The organism is Mycobacterium sp. SMC-16, from assembly GCF_046250085.1.
GTDB classification, from domain to species: domain Bacteria; phylum Actinomycetota; class Actinomycetes; order Mycobacteriales; family Mycobacteriaceae; genus Mycobacterium; species Mycobacterium phocaicum.
The window spans coordinates 2,234,267-2,250,674 of sequence record NZ_CP176427.1 but is presented as its reverse complement, the minus strand read 5'-3'; the positions used below and the strand labels follow the sequence as shown (position 1 = coordinate 2,250,674).

The following is a 16,408-nucleotide window of genomic DNA, read 5'->3' as shown; positions in this document are numbered from 1 at the left end:
GAAGGATGGATACGGACGACACGGGAAGATGTGCGCTGACACGATGGACGAGCAGGACGGCACCGAGGCCGCCATCACTCCCAACGATCGCCTCGCGCAGCGGCTACAGGCCAAAGGTCTGTCCTCGCAGCGGTTCGCCACCGCGGTGGGTGTCGATATCAAGTCGGTGCGACGCTGGCTGGCCGATAGCGACTACAGAATTCGCGAACACAACGCCCGCAGCGCCAGCGAGGTGCTCGACTGCACTCCGCATGACCTGTGGCCCAAGCAGTACCCGGCCGCTACCGCCCGTGCAGTGACAACAGCGTCTGCGGGTGGGCCATTCACCGCGACCCTGTATGCCAGCCGTACTCAGCTGCCGATCACGACGTGGCAGCAGCATTTCGCCGACGCCACCACCGGCATCGACATCCTCGTGCTCGCGGCCACGTTCCTGTTCGACACCCTCGACGGATTCCTCGACACCCTGCTCGCCGCCGCCGCCCGCGGTGTGTCGGTGCGGTTTCTCGTCGGGGATCCCGACACTGCGACCACGATCTTGCGCGGTGAGGAGGAAGGGATCGGCGAGGCTGTCATCGCCCGCTGCCGCACGTCGGTGGAGTTGCTCGCCCCTCACGCCTGTACCCCGGGGCTGGACATTCGCACCCACGACACCGCGCTCTACACGTCGATCTTTCGGGTCGATGACGCCATGATTGTCAACTTCCACATCTACGGCTCACCCGGGCGCAACAACCCTGTGCTGGTTCTGTCACGTCACCATGAGCCAAGGCTCTGGACCACCCTCGAAGACGCTTTCACCCAGGTCTGGAACCGCGCCAGACCGCTGACCGCGAAAGGCTGACCCCCGATGCGCACCGACTACTACAATGACCCCAACGCCCCGGCGCCCAACAGTGTCGTTCCGTCCGCCTCGGCCATCGTCACCGACGAACAAGGTCGTATTCTGCTGATCAAACGCCGCGACAACACCCTGTGGGCGTTACCCGGCGGCGGACACGACATCGGCGAAACCATCGCCGACACCGCCGTGCGGGAAGTCAAAGAAGAAACCGGGCTCGACGTCGAAGTCACGGGTCTGGTCGGTGTCTACACCAACCCCCACCACGTGGTCGCGTTCACCGATGGCGAAGTGCGCCAACAATTCTCGCTACTGTTCGCCACCACGGTGCTCGGCGGGACCCTCGCCATCGACCACGAAAGCACCGACATCGCCTGGACTGCCCCCGACGACATCGCTGGCCTGGATATGCATCCGTCGATGCGACTGCGCGTCGAGCACTACCTGCAACGCCGCGACAGCCCCTACCTCGGCTGACCGCTGGGCTACAGCCAGTCGCGTACTCGCCGGACCGCCGCCAACAATTCGTCGCGGCCCGCGTCGACCGCCCGGTGCACCGGGTCCTCGGATCCATAACGCGCCAACACGTCGCGTAGTCGATCTCGCGGTGATATCGGCGCCCCGTCAGGTCCAGTCGTCAGATCGCAAAAAGTCAACGCATCAAGGACATTGCTGGGCGGATCGCTGAACGCGGACAAACCCGACAAGCCCCGCTCGGCAGCCTCCGCGTGCGCTCCGGTATGAAAGGCCACCAAGGAAGCGACCAGCTCCCCGAAACCCGCCGATCGCACGAACTCCGCTCCATCAAGGGGATGAAAACCGGTCCGGCGCACCGACGGTGCGTAACCGATATCGTGCAACCACCCCGCCGCGACCAGACAGTCCGCCGTTTGAGCATCGAAACGCCGGCTCAACCGCTCGGCAGTCGTCGCGACCCCCCGGACATGCGCCAACCGCCGCGGCTGCTCAGCCAGCCGCGCCTCGGCCTCGCGCCGTGCACGCTGCGCCAAAACTACGCTCACAACCGCCAGCCTACGAGCCCCAGCACCATGTGGTTCCCCCGAAATCGTGGAGGGTTTCCTATGCCGCCTCCGGCTTGGTCTTGGATTCCCTGATCTCGTAGTTGACGGGTGAGAGCCCGTCGGCGGCACTGTGCCGGCGTTGGTGATTGTAGAAGGTGTAGCACCAGTCGATAACCACAGCCTGCGCGTGGATGGTATCACGGAAATGATTGCGGGACAGCACTTCCCATTCCAACGAGGAGAAGAACGCCTCCGCGGCAGCATTATCGAAACACGAGCCGACCCGGCCCATCGACTGCCGAATTCCCAACTGCCGGCACAACTTGGTGAACGAATTCGCGGTGTAGGTGCTACCGCGGTCGGTATGGAATATGACCCGTTCGGACTCCTCATCCCGCCAGATCGCCTGGCGGCCACCGCGCGCGGCCACAGCCATTTTGATCGCCGCACACGCCAAATCGGCATCCGGATGCAGGCCCATGGCCGCCCCCAGCAACCGGCGGCTATAGAGGTCGATCACGGTCGCCAGATACAGTTTCCGCCCGGACTCGGTGGGAATCTCGGTCATGTCACCGACCCATTTGCGGTTCGGCGCAGCCGCGGTGAAGTCCCGTTTGACCAGGTCAGGGAACTTCGGTGCCGTCTTGTCCTGCTTGGTGAGCCCATTACGGCGCTTGATGCGGCGCGCCACCAAACCCTGGCGGCGCATCGAGTCGGCCACCGTCTTCTCCGACACCTCCCAACCCAAATCACGCAGGTCGGCGATCAGCCGCGGCGAACCATGCAGCCCCTTGGCCTTGACGAACGCCGTGGCGACCGCCGCATCCAACTGCGCGCGACGCCGATCGGTGTCGGTATGCACCCCATCGGTATTGTCAGCACGGGTGATCCACTTGTAGAACCACGACACACTGACACCCAATAGAACGCACGTAAACGCATGCGGCACTCGGTATTTGGCCCTCTGGTCGGCGATGAAGCGTGCCACGCTCACTTCGTCGCCTCCTTCACCCACAGGACCACGGATCGCTTGAGGACATCACGCTCCATCCGCAACTCGGCGACCTCGCTGCGAAGGCGTTTGAGTTCCTCGAGGTCATCGCGGGTCACATCGCCGCGGCCTTCGCGAGCCTCACGGGCACGAGTCACCCAATTTCCCAGCGTGCCCTCGTTGACCCCCAGATCACGCGCGACCTGGGCGATGGGCTTCCCCGTCTCCTCGACGATCCGAACCGCTCCCTCACGGAACTCCCGGTCGTACTTCTTCCGTTTCTCTGACATCGCTACTCCTTATAGCTGATGCCTCCACAGTCTTGGGGGAATGCCACCATGCCGCAGCCCCGTCGCGGCTGATGGCGCAGATCCTGGACACCCGCGACCCGCAGGAACCGGCGGCCACCAGCAGGCTTCGCTACGCTCGCTCTGCTCCCGTCCGCTGGCGCTCCCGTCCGCGCCGCTCCCTGCGCTCCGCCCTCCGTCCGCCGCCACGCATACATGCACCCACGACCGGCGCCGGAACTAAGTCGCAGGCCACAGGGCTGGCATCACGACGAGGCGCAGCTGCCCTCGCTGCTCGCCGCATCGAGACGCCGCGAGCGGCAGGCCGGACCAATAGCCTGACCGTCGCTGACCTGCGATGTGAGAACTTTCTTTACTGGTATCGAGACACCTGCTCGATACAGCGGCGAAGGCGTACCGCCGCTAACAGGAAGAAGTGCAGGTCACGTTCAAGAGTTTGGAGTTCCACGTGGTCGGCGTGCCGCTTGTTGAAGCGTCGGTCGATGCGTCCTGATTGGAGCGCCACGGCGTTGATCCAGTTGGTTGCCTCGGTGCGAAGACGCTCGACAATGACGCCCTCTGATGGGGCATTGCGTTGACGTTCCGTTGCCCTCATTCTGTCCCTGCTGTGTGATCCATGGGGTGCGTTACACCGGGGAGGAAGTGGTGTCGGGGGCCGCTGGCCGCGTGCGGCAGAGCGATGAGGTGTGTGCCCGAAACCGCGGAGTCCGGTTGTTGGAGGTGGCTTCCGATCAGGTTGACGAGTGTGGCTGCGACCGCTACGAGGTCGGCTGCCGAGCCGTGGAATGTGGGGACCGAGCAGCCCCTGGTTGGTATAAGTTCGTCATCGCTGGGTTCTTGCCACAGCGTGTGGTAGAGCTCAAGTCCGCTGTCGCCCTGGATTGTTCGGCCAGCGTCTTGATCGATGCTGGAAACTGTCGCTGTTGCGCTTGCGGCGCACAGCACGGCTAGGCCGAGCGTGCCAGAGCGAGCGTCTGTGGCGACCTGAGCGATCAATGCCTTTCGCGTCGGCGCAGTTGCCAACGCATCGAGACAGCTCGTGATGCCGTTGTTCACTGTGGCGTCGATGATGAGATCCGCTGCCAGGCACGACGTGTGGTCTTCTGGGAGGTGCCCTTCTGCGACGGTGACCGTCAGGTCATCACGGATCGCGCGGAGCCGTCCAGCGAGTGCCTCGGCTTTGGAACGGCCAATGTCGTCTTCGACGTAGTTTTGTCGGACGAGCAAGCCGCCGGTGACGATGCCAGGGTCGCACACGGTGATCTCCGATGCTCCTGCGCGAGCGATGAATTCGGCGATCCATGATCCGAGCCCGCCGCAGCCCCAGATGTGGACAGTCTTTCCTTGAAATCCGTTCACGGGGCGGCCGTCGTCGCGACGGGTTGTCACTTCGGGTCGTTCGTCGGACATCCTGCACCACTCAATCGGGATTTCAGTGTTGATCTTCGCGGGGTCGAGAACAATCCCCACACCCCGTTGCTGCGCGACCTCGCGGAGCGCATTCGCCGTTGGGGTGGGGAGCCGTCCGCCCAAGAGGTGGGGTGGGCCTCCAGCGGGGTGCGGCACGGCGAGGACGAAGTATTGCTCGGCGTCGTGGTGATTTCGTAACGCACTCGCCAGGAGGGCGGTGAGGAACGCCGGCGATTGCGGTGCGATCCGGGGAGCCCGTCCTTCGAGGCGGTCAAGGTAGGGGTCGTCCAGGAGAGCAAGCAGTAGCGCGAATGTGGATGCGGCACCGAACGGCAGCGCGGTGGCCAGGGTAATTACCGGTACGCGATGCCCGGCAGCTCCAGGCGAGTACGTCAGGTCGTATCGGTGCGTTGACCGGGCGATCAGGTGAGCCGTTTGGTGGCGCTTCGCCGGTCCGGGTTCTCGGGTAACGATCGTCGGTGTGTCATGTGCCTGATGCGGCACTCCGCCAACAGCGTGGTACATGGCGGTGGCGGCGTGGAAGTTTCCGGCGGCCGCGTCGACGAGCCAGTCCCAAAGGCGGGTGAGTAGGCCGGCCACACCAAGCGTCGGCTGCCATTCCCGTGAAGGATCCAAATAGATGCATAGTCGTTGACCCGCGAGCACATGGGGGTAGCCGAGAAACCGAGTGTGATCAACGTCGATAGCCGGTAGCGAGTACGAAGAGGGGCGAAGCTGAAGGATGAACTCCTCGGTCTCTTGAAGTTGCAGGCCACCCGGATGATGCGGGATGGCGGCCGTGCGTAGCGAGATGCGGAGCGACGCCTCGCCGCTAGCGTCGAGCGTGGGTCTTCCTCGGACCTGGATTTCGTTGGGACGTTGTTGCGCTAGCGCTTTGAGTTCGGCGAGGAGATGCTTCTGCCAGCCCGTCAGCGTGGGCTGGTGGCGTCTGGTCACCCTGCCCGACCAGAGCGCCCCACTGTTGAGTCCGCGGCAGAGGTGGCTGCTGGAAACTTCGCGCTAGCGGTTGTTGTGGCCGGCGCCTTGAATCCGTCGCCGAAGATGTTCTGCCACAGCTGGACACTGCGGTCTTTGTCTTTCTCCTCGTAGGCCGCTTCGATGTCGGCGGCATGCACGTGGATTCGGTCACGGAAGTAGCTGTAGGTCGCCTGAGCGCTCTCGGGGTCTGGTCCCCACCGGTGGTCGAACGTCACGCCGGAACCGGACGGGTCGGCGATGGAGGGCTTGATCGGGTTCGCTTGCAACCAGGTGTCGAGGTCTTGCACGACATGAAGAAGAGTTGTGGGGACGTTGCTGTAGTAACTCGGGTCCAGGAGCTTGCGCAAGTCTGTTACCTGCTCCCCCAGCATGGTGGTCAGCAGGACTGAACGTGTGCCGGTGAACGAATTCTTGTGATCACGAAGGTATTTCATGAGTCTGATCACTTTGCGTAAGTTCCCGCTGGCGATAGAGTCCTGTTTCTTCATCCAATCGGTGAAACCCTGCGGGTTGGTCAGCTCCCACTCGTTGTCGTCGCGGTTGACGATGACCTCTCGACCGTCGGCCAGGTTGAGGTGAGGGACGATGTCGACGTGCATGGAGTTGGCGTAGACGAGCCGCGCGCAGCGGCACTTACGTGAGTGCGGCATGGTGCCGTAGGTGCTGTGCCGATGCAGGGCTGCGTAGACCTCATCGATGTAGGTCTTGGGGTTGTCGGCCCAGTCCGGGTTCTGGCTCATGTCGAGCATGAAGTCGGCGTCGAACTCGTTGTCACCGACGGGGTTGATGATCGTGCGGTGTGCCCAGGAGCCTTGCGGCGTCTTGCCGGTGATCAGCGCACCGATTTCGACGTCGGCTTTGAGTGCCTTATAGATGGCTTCGACGCGCTGGTTGAGTAGGTCCAGTTTGAACTGGCTGAGATTGACCGTGTCTTTCAGCAAGACGTTGAAGTGGTCAGCGAGTTGCATTGGGGGCCTCCGTGTGTGAAATGCTGCCCGGATCGTCGCGGTGTCGGCGTCCGTTCACCGGTGTGTATGCGGGCGCCTGGTGGTCAGCGAATTTCGCGGTGTAGCTAGGGCTGAGTTCTCGGCTGACTGAGGCAGCGAGGCCGGCCACGTCCTTTGGGTCCGCCGAGTCCAGTGCGTAGAGGCCGCCGGGCACTAGAGCGTCGAAGCGCGTGTAGTTGGATTTGCCGATCAAGTGTTCGGCGAGGCCCTGTCCGCCACGGCTGCTGGCGTTAAGGATCAGCGGGGCAATCGGTCTTGCCCAGTGTAAGAGTCCGCCGCGGTCCAAGCGCTTGGGGTGATCGGTCAGCTGATCAATGGTGCCGACGTTGAGGACGGTAATCGCGTCGAGAGGAACACCGAGCATGCTGACGGCCTCGGCGATCGCGACGACAGCCGGGTTGTTGGCCCATACTCCGCCGTCAATGAGCCTGTGTCCGTCGACGTACGCCGCGGGGAAGTACAGCGGCGCCGCCGAGGTCGCCAGTGCAACGTCCACCATCGGTATGCGCCAGTCGCGGGTCAGCCGTGTGTGGTGCGGAGTCTTGAAGATGTGCACGGCCCCGCGTTGTACATCCCACGCGGGAATGACGAGTCGCTTCGTGCTGTCGCCAAGGAGTCGGGCTCCGAGGACGCCGGTCAACGCTTGCCGCAGCGCCTCTGCGTCATAGATGGGCGATCTCAGCTGCCGTGGTCGGCGCCATCCTCGCCGCCTCGACGCCGGAAAGACTTTCTCGACCAGTTCTTCGTAGTGGGAGACAATCTCCTTCGGCGTGAGGCCCGCACCGAGACCCAGTGCGACGATGCCGCCCGCCGACGTGCCAGCAATGAGGTCGAAGGAATCGGTGATCCTAACGCCCAGATCCTGCTCCAGACGTGCAAGCACATGCGCAGTGAACAACGCCTTGGCGCCCCCTCCATCGAGAGCGAGGACCTGGAAGCGCTCGGGGCGCGGGCCAGCCGCCTCGCGCTCGGCTGCTGGATAGACCTGCGCGGCGAATTCGCCAGGTCCCGGCGAGGACGTACCATTACCAAGGTTGGCAGGCGTCGCGGGAACTACATCCATGTAACTAGACTACGCCGCTCCGCCGACAACGACCTAGCCGTTATTGCCACCGGCGTGGGGACCCGCGCAGCCAGCAGCCATGTCAATGCTCCGGCTCAGCATTTGCCGGCTCCGTCGAGACCGAAACCGTTTCGCTCGGCGTAGCCGCACGGAAACGAACGACTGTCTGCTGGTGCGTCATCGCGACACGATGGCGACATGGCGCCGGAGCAGCGCCCGCACTCTGGCCGGCACCCTCGTCGGCGGACTGGAGATCATCTGCGCTGCCACACGCGCAGCGTCGCCGCGCTCGCCGGCCTTTGTGATCTTGGGGTCGCCCAGGCGCCACGGCGAAGCGTGGTAATCGGGTTGTGACGCGACGATCTCCAGTAGTGTCTCGATATCCTGGAGGTCACGTTCGGAGTCGCGAACGGTACGTGCCAGCATCTTCAACACGAATGCTGCCTCGACGTCGGGAACCGGAACTTCGAACTCAACCGTGTCGCCGTCGGTGAGTCGGGCTGTGACGGCGACTTCGATCGGCGGTAGGGCGAGCGCCAACCGCAGCCCTGGCGCTCCGTCGAAGGCTCGTTCGCCGATGATCCGCTTGCCTGGTTTGGCTGCGGTGGGAACTAAGAGGTCGACCGCTTGCTCACCCCGCTCGTAGCGGTTGCCGCACTCAGCGGTGTACCCCAGTGCGGTGAGTCGATCGTGGAGGTTCCCGGTGGACGCCACGTTGACGTCGATCCCGGTGTCTGCGTCGGAGGTCAGTCGCGGTATGCCCGACACGTTGTAGACGTGCCGCAGCAGTCGCACCATGTGACCGCCGATGACGCGGTACTCGATGTCGGCAGTGACTGCGGCCACGTCGCGCAGTGCACGCATTCCGTTGTCGTCGGCCACCGCAGTGCAGGCGATTTGCACCGATGCTGTTCCGGTCACCGGTGCACGATCCAGTCGCTGAGATGCTGCGGTGCACCGTCGCCAAGATCGGCACCGCCGCTGAGGTCCTGAAGCGCAATCACTGGATCCACAGTGATGATGTCGGAACGCTGCGTATCACGAATCCGCCGCCACCAGGCCGCGGTCGTCCAGACGGTCGGGTCGGCGGGAACCCGCACAGTCAAGGTCGCTTCCTCGGCGGTGGCCTCCACCAAACCGAACTCGGAGAGGTCGACCAGTTCTTTGGCATAGACCAGACCTCTGGTTGGTACCCGCCACGGTCGCAGGACGTCGGCGGCGACCTCGCCGCCAGCAAGGATCGGCACGGTGAGCTCGGCGCCGAGTCGGGTCGCACTGCGCACCTGCTCCACTACCGGATCCATTCCATACCAGTACGTTTCGACAAGTCCGCTGTCCGCAGGTACCAATGCCAGTTTCACCAGGAGCTCCCGGCGCGCAGCCTCGGTCATCGGCGTGTCCGGCAGCGGATCCTTCTCGGTCATTTTGGACACCGCCTGCTGGCTAACTCCGATGGCCGCGGCAATGTCGCGTTGGCGGAGGTGACCGCGCGTAAGCACACAGACCCGTTCAGCCGCCCGCCGCCGCCAGCTGCGCTCGCTGGCGGCGCGGGGCGGCCGTCCTGGTGTTGGCGTTCGGTAGGTTCGCCCGGAGAGCACCAGTTCGCCGGTGCTGCCGACGCTGAGATCCACGTCAGCCTGAGCCAGGAGCGCTGAACGTGCCTCATCTGAGATGGTCTCGCACACCACGAATACGCGGCGGCCTGGATGGCGGCGCACACGACTAAGGACTGCGGCCGGAGATGGCACACGTTCTGCCAGAACCAGGTCCGCTACTACGGCGCGGCCATCGATTCGGTATGTGATGCTGTGTGCATCACCAGTCACCATCCGCACGCCTGCGTCGACCAAGCGGGCAGGAATCGAAGCAGAGAGCACGTCTACTACTCTACTCAGTGACTACTTGTCAAACAACCTATTGTCGATAAATAGCGTTCTGGTTGTTTGACTTCGACCAACCAGTGGCGTAAAAACCGTCCATTGATCCGTCATACGCTGGTGGAGTTTAACGGGTCTAGCGTCGAGGAACCTGAGCAGATAGGGCTACTCTGACGTTTTCGCGGCGACGCCGGTAGCCCAGGCATCGCTGACAGCCGCTGACTCTTAATCAGCGGGTCTGGGGTTCGAAACCCTGACGGCGCACCATGCAAACGCACTGCTCAGGCAGGGTTGTTGTCGTTTCGGAGTGTTTGCTGCCTGTGACAGATGTGACCGATGTGACCGAAAGGTCTCCATATTGTCCCCGCGCTGCGGGAGCAGACCCACCACAGCAAACGGCGCGTCGGCGTGACATGTGAGACCGCCGTCCTAAGGTCGTGCCGTGTCTAATATGCCTCCCGACCCCGATGCATCTGACTCACGCGAGGACGGTGCACCTACCAAAGAGGCCTGTGCCAAGCTCTATCAGGAAGTGGGTCTGCTGCACGATCAGGTGACAATTTCGGTCACGCGGCCTGACTGGCCGTCGTGGTCATGATGGCTTCGTATTCGACGGGGGTCAACCGGAGTAATTGTCAATACCTGTGGATTGGTGTTTTTCAGGCGACCTCCGTTCCGGTCGGGGTGGCCGGGTTGTCGGCCGGTTCGGGTGGGGTGATGTCGACGGGTCGTTCGAGCAGTTTGCCTTTGTGGAACACCGCTCCGGCCCGGACCAGGGCGACCAGGTGCGGGGCGTTCACCGCCCGCCAGCGGGCTTGTGCGGCGTCAATGAGCTTGTAGGCCATGGCGATACCCGCCGCGCGGGAACCCGGCCCCTTGGTGACCTTGGTGCGCAACCGGACCGTGGCGAAGGTCGACTCGATCGGATTGGTGGTGCGCAGATGTACCCAGTGCTCGGCGGGATAGTGGTAGAACTCCAGCAGCACATCGAGGTCGTCAACGATCTTGGCCACGGCCTTGGGGAACTTGGCGCCGTAGTCCAGTTCGAAGGCTTTGACCGCGACCTGCGCGTGGTCGATGTCCTCGGCGCCCGCGATTTCCCGCATCGCCGCGATCGCCCCCGGATGCGCCGACTTCGGTAGTGCGGCAAGGACATTGGCCTGCTTGTGAAACCAGCACCGCTGCTCACGGGTATCGGGGAACACCTCACGGACCGCTTTCCAGAACCCCAGAGCACCGTCCCCGACCGCGAGCACCGGGGCGCGCATGCCACGGCGCCGGCAGTCCCGCAGCAGATCCGCCCACGAGTCCGCTGATTCGCGGTACCCGTCGGTCAGCGCGACCAGTTCCTTGCGGCCGTCGGCGCGCACCCCCAGCATCACCAGCAGGCACAGTTTGTCCTGCTCCAGGCGGACCTTGAGATGGATGCCGTCCACCCACAGGTACACATAATCGGTGCCCGACAGGTCCCGGCGGCCGAACGCGGCGGCCTCGTCCTGCCACTGCGCGGTCAGTCGGGTGATCGCCGGAGCCGAGAGCCCCGCCCCCGAGCCGAGGAACTGCTCCAACGCCGGACCGAAGTCGCTGCTGGACAGGCCATGCAGGTACAGCAACGGCAGCACCTCGGCCATCTGCGGGGACTTACGCGCCCACGCCGGCAGTATCTTCGACGAGAATCGTTGCCGCTCACCGGTTTCCGGATCGACCCGTTTGTCGTTGACCCGCGGCGCCTTCACCTCGATCGCCCCAGCGCCGGTGAGCACCTCCCGGACGTTGTGGTGGCCGTTGCGGACCACCAGCCGGTGCCCATTCTCGTCGACCTGATCGACGAACTGGTCGACATAGGCGGCGACCTCGGCCTGCAAAGCGGCGGCCAGCATCTGCCGGGCACCGTCGCGGACAATCTCATCCAACAACGACCGACCGGCACCGCTGCGGGTGTCGTTGGCCTGCGCGACATCGTGAACTACGGTGAGCACGGGCGTGCCTTCCCAACCAGCGCGCCAACGCCGGTCTTGATCAGAAACGAACTGGACTTGTGATCATCCCCGGGAAGGCGCGCCCACATTCACGCCGCCCTACCAAGGCTCATCCACAGGTTCTGATCATTGCTCCGGTTGGTCAACCGGCCGAGGGCGCCTTGGCGGCGACGTCGGTGGTAGGTGCGTTCGATCCAAGTGACGATGGCGATCCGCAGCTCCTCTCGGGTGGCCCAGCGGCGGCGGTCGAGGACGTTCTTCTGCAGCAGGCTGAAGAAGCTCTCCATCGCCGCGTTGTCGCCGGCCGCGCCGACACGTCCCATTGGGCCGACCATGCCGTGATGGTGCAGGGCCTGGACGAACTTTCGACTTCGAAACTGCGACCCTCTGTCCGTGTGAACCACGCAGCCGGCGACCACCCCACGGCGGCCGACCGCGTTGCGCAGCGCGGCGGTCGCCAGGCGTGACTTCATTCGGGAGTCGATCGAATAACCCACGATGCGGTTGGAGAATGCATCCTTGATCGCGCAGAGGTAGAGCTTGCCCTCGCCGGTGTAATGCTCAGTTATGTCGCTGAGCCACAACATGTTTGGCGTTTCAGCGGTGAAGTCGCGCTGGACCAGATCGTCGTGCACCGGCGGTCCTGGTTTGCCGTTCTTGTCGCGCTTCTTGCCGAACACGCTCCACAACTGCTGCTGTGAGCAGATGCGCCAGGCGGTGCGCTCGGCCATCGGCTCGCCGGCCTCACGGGCCTCCTCGACGAGGTAGCGGTAGCCGAACTCGGGGTCCTCGCCGTGCGCGTCGAACAGGGCGTTGGCGCGGTATGCCTCGACGAGTTCGGCATCGGTGATGGGATTTGCCCGCCAGCGGTAGTAGGGCTGGCGGGCGAGCTTGAGTACCCGGCGCGTCACCGCGACGGGAATCCCGTCGGCGGCGAGCTCACTTACGAGCGGGTAGACCCTTTTCCCGGCAGATTGGCCTGCGACAAGTACGCCGCTGCCCGCCGTAAGACTTCATTCTCTTGTTCCAACAACCGATTTCGGCGTCGTAGCTCGCGCAGTTCAGCGGAGTCATTGGTGCTCTCACCCGGCTTGGCGCCCTCGTCGACGTCGGCTTGGCGCATCCACTTGGTCAACGTCATCGGGTGCACGCCGAAATCGGTGGCGATCTGCTCGATCGTCACCCCGTCGTCGCGGTTACGGGCAACGCGGACGACGTCGTCGCGAAATTCACGGGGGTAGGGCCTAGGCACACTGACATCCTTCCAGCCCGCCCGCTTTGGGCAAGCCAACTCAGATGTCACCTATTGGTGCAGCAGACCCGATGATCGTGGGCTGGCGGGTAGCGTCGCACATGCGTACCACCATGGTGCTGGATGCGTTGGAGATGGCTCGTTGGTGACGCGGAAACACGTTGCCGGGCTTGACATGTCACTCCGATGCCGGATCGCAATTCACCTCTATCCGCTATGGCGAACGGCTCGCCGAGATCGGAGCGGTCCCCTCGATCGGCACGATCGGAGACAGCTACGATAATGCCCTGGAGACGGTGAACGGCTACTACAAGGCGGAGCTGATCTACGGGCCAGTCCGCACCAGGCCGTGGAAGACCGTCGAGGACGTCGAACTCGCGACCCTGAGCTGGGTGTACTGGCACAACACCAGCCGCTTACACAGCTACCTTAATGACATCCCACCCACCGAGTTCGAAGCCGCGTTCTACGATGCACATGGGACCGACCAACCCCTGGCCGGAATCCAATAACCCGAGCCTCCGGGAAAGTCAGGGCGACTCAATCAAGTAGCTAGAGTCCGATACGTTTGGCGATGACCTCGTTCATGATTTCGTTGGTGCCGCCGCCTATTCCGAGAATTCGGCAATCTCGATAGTGTCTCTCGATCTCAGACTCACGCATGTAGCCCATCCCACCGAAGATCTGAACCGCCTCATTGACCACGTAGTCGCACGCATACACAGCGGTGTTCTTGGCCATCGACACCTCGGCAACGACATCCTCCCCCGCTAGCCACCTCTGCATGACCGCACGGGTGTAGGTGCACGCCACGTCGACCTGTCGAGCCATCTCCGCAAGCTTATGGCGAATGATCTGGCGCCCCGTCAAGGGTCTACCGAACGTTTCACGTTCCCGCGCCCAACTCTTGGCAAGGTCGAGAGCCCGACCCGCCGTCGCGTACGCCTGGACGGCGATGCCGAGCCGTTCAGCCTGAAATTGCTGCATGATCTGCAAAAACCCACTGTTCTCTGCCCCCACCAGGTTGTCAGCCGGTACGCGAACGTCGACGAAAGACAACTCGGCGGTGTCGCTACATCGCCACCCCATCTTGTCTAACCGGCGGGACACTTCGAATCCAGGCGAATTCTTGTCGATCACAAGCAATGAAACTCCACCGTAACCCGGTCCGCCGGTGCGTACCGCCGTAGTAACGAAGTCCGCTCGAACTCCGCTGGTGATGAACGTCTTTGCTCCGTTGACCACGTAGGTGTCCCCTTCGCGCACCGCGCGTGTGCGCAAATTCGCGACATCTGAGCCTGCCCCAGGCTCGGTAACGCCCAGCGAGCCGATCATCTTTCCTGCGAGCGTAGGACGGACATATCGTTGAATCAGGGCGTCGGAGCCATTGGCGGCAATGTGGGGAAGGGCAATGCCATGGGTGAACAAGGCGGCGCAGACGCCAGTGGACCCGCCTGCGGCCAGGATGGCCTCAGTGACCAGTGCAGAGTCAATCGCATTGCCGCCGCTGCCGCCGACTTCTTCCGGGAACCCGATTCCGAGAAGCCCCACCTCGGCAGCATTGAGATGCAGGTCGCGCGGAATCTCACCCACGTGCTCCCATTCCGCTAGCTTCGGCGCGATTTCACGTTCGACGAAAGACCGCGCCATTTGGCTCAGCGCTCGTCGCTCCGGCGTGGTCCACACCTCCGGGGCGATAGCGAAACGAGCAGCCCCATCCCTGCTTGCCGTGGTCGTGCCAGCGTCCGTCATCTCAGCCTCCCAGAGAATGTGATAGATGATCGATGAGGGGTCTGATGCTTGCCGTCCTCACGACGGGAAAGAAGGGCCCGACGCCAACCACCCAAGCGGCCCGGCCGCATGATCTGCAGCAACGCAAGGACATGAAGACAGCAGTGGGCATGATGCTCTTCAGAACCGGACCAGCCCTCGGATATTTTTTCCTGAACGCATATCCTGGTAGCCCTCATTGATTTGGTCGAGGGAGTATTCGCGGGTGACCAACTCATCGAGCTTCAACAACCCAGCGGAGTACAGCTCGACCAGTCGCGGAATATCGTGCGGCGCATTGGATGAGCCATACAAAGCGCCACGAATCTGCTTCTCGTAAAGCGTCATTTCAAGCAGTGATCCTGAGATCGATGAGTCGTCGGGGTGCCCGATGGCCGTGACCACGACGCGCCCGCGCTTTCCGACCAAGGCCAGCGCTTCCGCGGTGTAGGAGGCCTCAGCCACATCGGTGGTGAGGATGCAGACATCAGCCAGCTTGCCCAGCGTCATATCGCTGACCAGCGACCAAGCTTCATCCATCGAGGCCGCGGTGTGCGTCGCACCGAACCCGCTCGCTTGCTCTCGCTTGAACTTCACCGGATCCACCGCCACAATCGCTAGCGCTCCCGCGATTCGCGCGCCCTGAATCGCATTCATTCCGATTCCGCCCGCTCCCACTACCACGACGGTGTCCCCGGCGCGCACCTCCCCAGTCCGCACCGCAGATCCGTAACCGGTCGTGACGCCGCAACCGATCAAGGCTGCCCGATCCAGGGGGATTCCGCCGTCAATCTTGACCACGGACGCCTGCGGCACCACTGTGTACTCGGAAAACGTCCCGAGCAAACACATCTGCCCGACGTCCTCGCCTCGTGCGTGAAAGCGATAGGTGCCGTCGATCTGCGGTCCCATCATGAGCGCCGCTCCCAACTCACAGAGATTGCCCATGCCGCGCGCGCAGTACGAGCAGCGCCCACACGAGGGAAGGAAGGTCAAGATGACAGAATCACCGTCGGACAGTTCCTCAACCCCTTCGCCGCACTCCACGACTGTGCCAGCACCCTCATGACCCCCCACTACCGGCAATGGGATCGGGAGGTCGCCGGTCACCAGATGTTCGTCGGAATGGCACAAGCCGGTGGCCGCCAGCCGCACGAGGACCTCCCCGGGACCTGGCGGATCCAACTCGACTTCTTCGACCTCCCACTTCTGCTCCAAGCCCCACAAAACAGCCGCACGTGTCTTCATGTTGAAGTCCCTTCTATCGAATTACGCTTCTCGAGTAGTTATCCCGACCGCGCACGGTGGTCGCGCGAACTGTCCTGGATGATCTCCGGGCACATCGCCCAGAGGCCCGCGCCGGCCGCTCACCCGGGCCCGGGCGCGGTACCGCACCGACATCACACATTGAGCAGGTCGTGACGCTTGTCGGCTTCGAGGATTGCCCGGTACTCCGGAAAGAGGTTCTTTGCCTGCGGTATGAGCTTGATCAGTTTGGTGACAGGACCTTTCGCTCGTACAGTTCCTTTGGCCATCGCCATGGTCAAGTTCACCTTTCCCAACCAGAACTTGTTACCGGTATCCGCGGACATGAACAATTCGACATTCGGTGTAACGCCACTGTCCGCGCCGGTCTCTATCACCTTCTTCGGCATATCCACGGTTACTACCGCGTCCGGATCGGTGTAGTGGATCCGTAACACCACCCCGGACCCGGCAAGTCTGTTCGCAAGGTCTTCGTTCTCCAAACCTCGTCGAAAGATGCCGGCGAGGTAGCGGTAAACCTCTTCCGCATCAGCGAAGACAGCCATCGTGAATCTCCATTCTATTGACGCAATCCAAGCACTCACAAAGAAATCCGTTGGGTCGCACCCAGGTTGATTTCCTCC

The 16,408-nt window shown here is 63.1% G+C and carries 16 protein-coding genes and 1 pseudogene; 3 read left to right on the top strand and 14 right to left on the bottom strand.

Annotated features, from left to right (window positions below; genetic code table 11):
- Positions 1-43: 43 nt before the first annotated feature.
- Positions 44-844 (top strand): hypothetical protein, encoded by an 801-nt coding sequence (locus ACJEIK_RS10860; protein ID WP_005110620.1) that lies wholly within the window; start codon positions 44-46, stop codon positions 842-844.
- Between the two features lie 6 nt (positions 845-850).
- Entirely contained in the window at positions 851-1,318 is a 468-nt protein-coding gene (locus tag ACJEIK_RS10855) for an NUDIX hydrolase (RefSeq protein ID WP_005110618.1), read from the top strand.
- 8 nt (positions 1,319-1,326) lie between these two features.
- Here ACJEIK_RS10855 and ACJEIK_RS10850 read toward each other — a convergent pair whose 3' ends face one another.
- The 11 genes from ACJEIK_RS10850 to ACJEIK_RS10800 form a co-directional block, all read right to left on the bottom strand.
- Complete coding sequence (locus tag ACJEIK_RS10850; RefSeq protein ID WP_005110615.1) at positions 1,327-1,863, bottom strand: HD domain-containing protein; 537 nt, start codon at positions 1,861-1,863, stop codon at positions 1,327-1,329.
- 58 nt (positions 1,864-1,921) lie between these two features.
- A complete protein-coding gene (locus tag ACJEIK_RS10845; protein ID WP_409430053.1) occupies positions 1,922-2,857 on the bottom strand; it encodes an IS3 family transposase in 936 nt (311 codons plus the stop codon).
- The gene (locus ACJEIK_RS10840) at positions 2,854-3,144 is read right to left on the bottom strand and encodes a transposase (protein ID WP_409430054.1); all 291 of its coding nucleotides are present in this window, start codon (positions 3,142-3,144) and stop codon (positions 2,854-2,856) included. Before ACJEIK_RS10840 ends, ACJEIK_RS10845 begins: the two co-directional genes overlap by 4 nt.
- Before the next feature lie 370 nt (positions 3,145-3,514).
- Entirely contained in the window at positions 3,515-3,757 is a 243-nt protein-coding gene (locus ACJEIK_RS10835; protein ID WP_005110614.1) for a hypothetical protein, read from the bottom strand.
- On the bottom strand, positions 3,754-5,529 hold the full coding sequence (locus tag ACJEIK_RS10830; protein WP_005110612.1) for a ThiF family adenylyltransferase: 1,776 nt from the start codon (positions 5,527-5,529) through the stop codon (positions 3,754-3,756). Before ACJEIK_RS10830 ends, ACJEIK_RS10835 begins: the two co-directional genes overlap by 4 nt.
- Positions 5,526-6,539, bottom strand: coding sequence for an SMODS domain-containing nucleotidyltransferase (locus tag ACJEIK_RS10825; protein ID WP_005110610.1), 1,014 nt, complete (start codon positions 6,537-6,539; stop codon positions 5,526-5,528). Before ACJEIK_RS10825 ends, ACJEIK_RS10830 begins: the two co-directional genes overlap by 4 nt.
- Positions 6,526-7,641 carry a CBASS cGAMP-activated phospholipase gene (locus ACJEIK_RS10820; RefSeq protein WP_070949315.1) on the bottom strand — a complete coding sequence of 372 codons (1,116 nt, stop codon included), beginning with the start codon at positions 7,639-7,641 and terminating at the stop codon, positions 6,526-6,528. The genes ACJEIK_RS10825 and ACJEIK_RS10820 overlap by 14 nt, the downstream gene beginning before the upstream one ends.
- 177 nt (positions 7,642-7,818) lie before the next feature.
- Positions 7,819-8,562, bottom strand: a complete 744-nt coding sequence (locus ACJEIK_RS10815; RefSeq protein ID WP_005110607.1) for a nucleotidyl transferase AbiEii/AbiGii toxin family protein — start codon at positions 8,560-8,562, stop codon at positions 7,819-7,821.
- Positions 8,559-9,470: a hypothetical protein gene (locus ACJEIK_RS10810; RefSeq protein WP_174551595.1), complete on the bottom strand. Its 912-nt coding sequence runs from the start codon at positions 9,468-9,470 to the stop codon at positions 8,559-8,561. Before ACJEIK_RS10810 ends, ACJEIK_RS10815 begins: the two co-directional genes overlap by 4 nt.
- 707 nt (positions 9,471-10,177) lie before the next feature.
- Entirely contained in the window at positions 10,178-11,497 is a 1,320-nt protein-coding gene (locus ACJEIK_RS10805) for an IS256 family transposase (protein WP_016894482.1), read from the bottom strand.
- 89 nt (positions 11,498-11,586) lie between these two features.
- A protein-coding gene (locus ACJEIK_RS10800) for an IS3 family transposase (RefSeq protein WP_409431460.1) occupies positions 11,587-12,749 on the bottom strand; the annotation gives its coding sequence in 2 pieces (ribosomal slippage) (positions 11,587-12,462 and positions 12,465-12,749; 1,161 coding nt in all).
- A 68-nt stretch (positions 12,750-12,817) separates the two neighbouring features.
- Here ACJEIK_RS10800 and ACJEIK_RS10795 point away from each other — a divergent pair.
- A pseudogene (locus ACJEIK_RS10795) lies at positions 12,818-13,261 on the top strand (DDE-type integrase/transposase/recombinase); the annotation flags it as partial.
- A 40-nt stretch (positions 13,262-13,301) separates the two neighbouring features.
- Here the strand turns inward: ACJEIK_RS10795 and ACJEIK_RS10790 are convergent.
- The 3 genes from ACJEIK_RS10790 to ACJEIK_RS10780 form a co-directional block, all read right to left on the bottom strand.
- Positions 13,302-14,501: an acyl-CoA dehydrogenase family protein gene (locus ACJEIK_RS10790; RefSeq protein WP_064897365.1), complete on the bottom strand. Its 1,200-nt coding sequence runs from the start codon at positions 14,499-14,501 to the stop codon at positions 13,302-13,304.
- A 159-nt stretch (positions 14,502-14,660) separates the two neighbouring features.
- Positions 14,661-15,767, bottom strand: a complete 1,107-nt coding sequence (locus ACJEIK_RS10785; protein WP_068200036.1) for an NDMA-dependent alcohol dehydrogenase — start codon at positions 15,765-15,767, stop codon at positions 14,661-14,663.
- Between the two features lie 152 nt (positions 15,768-15,919).
- Entirely contained in the window at positions 15,920-16,330 is a 411-nt protein-coding gene (locus tag ACJEIK_RS10780) for an SCP2 sterol-binding domain-containing protein (protein WP_096288487.1), read from the bottom strand.
- Between the last annotated feature and the right edge of the window lie 78 nt (positions 16,331-16,408).

What these genes read in the sequence shown, in the direction of transcription:
- ACJEIK_RS10840 (WP_409430054.1), bottom strand. Translation starts at nt 3,144, where the DNA reads ATGTCAGAGAAACGGAAGAAGTACGACCGGGAGTTCCGTGAGGGAGCG.
- ACJEIK_RS10825 (WP_005110610.1), bottom strand. Translation starts at nt 6,539, where the DNA reads ATGCAACTCGCTGACCACTTCAACGTCTTGCTGAAAGACACGGTCAAT.
- ACJEIK_RS10785 (WP_068200036.1), bottom strand. Translation starts at nt 15,767, where the DNA reads ATGAAGACACGTGCGGCTGTTTTGTGGGGCTTGGAGCAGAAGTGGGAG.
- ACJEIK_RS10810 (WP_174551595.1), bottom strand. Translation starts at nt 9,470, where the DNA reads ATGGTGACTGGTGATGCACACAGCATCACATACCGAATCGATGGCCGC.
- ACJEIK_RS10860 (WP_005110620.1), top strand. Translation starts at nt 44, where the DNA reads ATGGACGAGCAGGACGGCACCGAGGCCGCCATCACTCCCAACGATCGC.
- ACJEIK_RS10835 (WP_005110614.1), bottom strand. Translation starts at nt 3,757, where the DNA reads ATGAGGGCAACGGAACGTCAACGCAATGCCCCATCAGAGGGCGTCATT.
- ACJEIK_RS10780 (WP_096288487.1), bottom strand. Translation starts at nt 16,330, where the DNA reads ATGGCTGTCTTCGCTGATGCGGAAGAGGTTTACCGCTACCTCGCCGGC.
- ACJEIK_RS10790 (WP_064897365.1), bottom strand. Translation starts at nt 14,501, where the DNA reads ATGACGGACGCTGGCACGACCACGGCAAGCAGGGATGGGGCTGCTCGT.
- ACJEIK_RS10820 (WP_070949315.1), bottom strand. Translation starts at nt 7,641, where the DNA reads ATGGATGTAGTTCCCGCGACGCCTGCCAACCTTGGTAATGGTACGTCC.
- ACJEIK_RS10855 (WP_005110618.1), top strand. Translation starts at nt 851, where the DNA reads ATGCGCACCGACTACTACAATGACCCCAACGCCCCGGCGCCCAACAGT.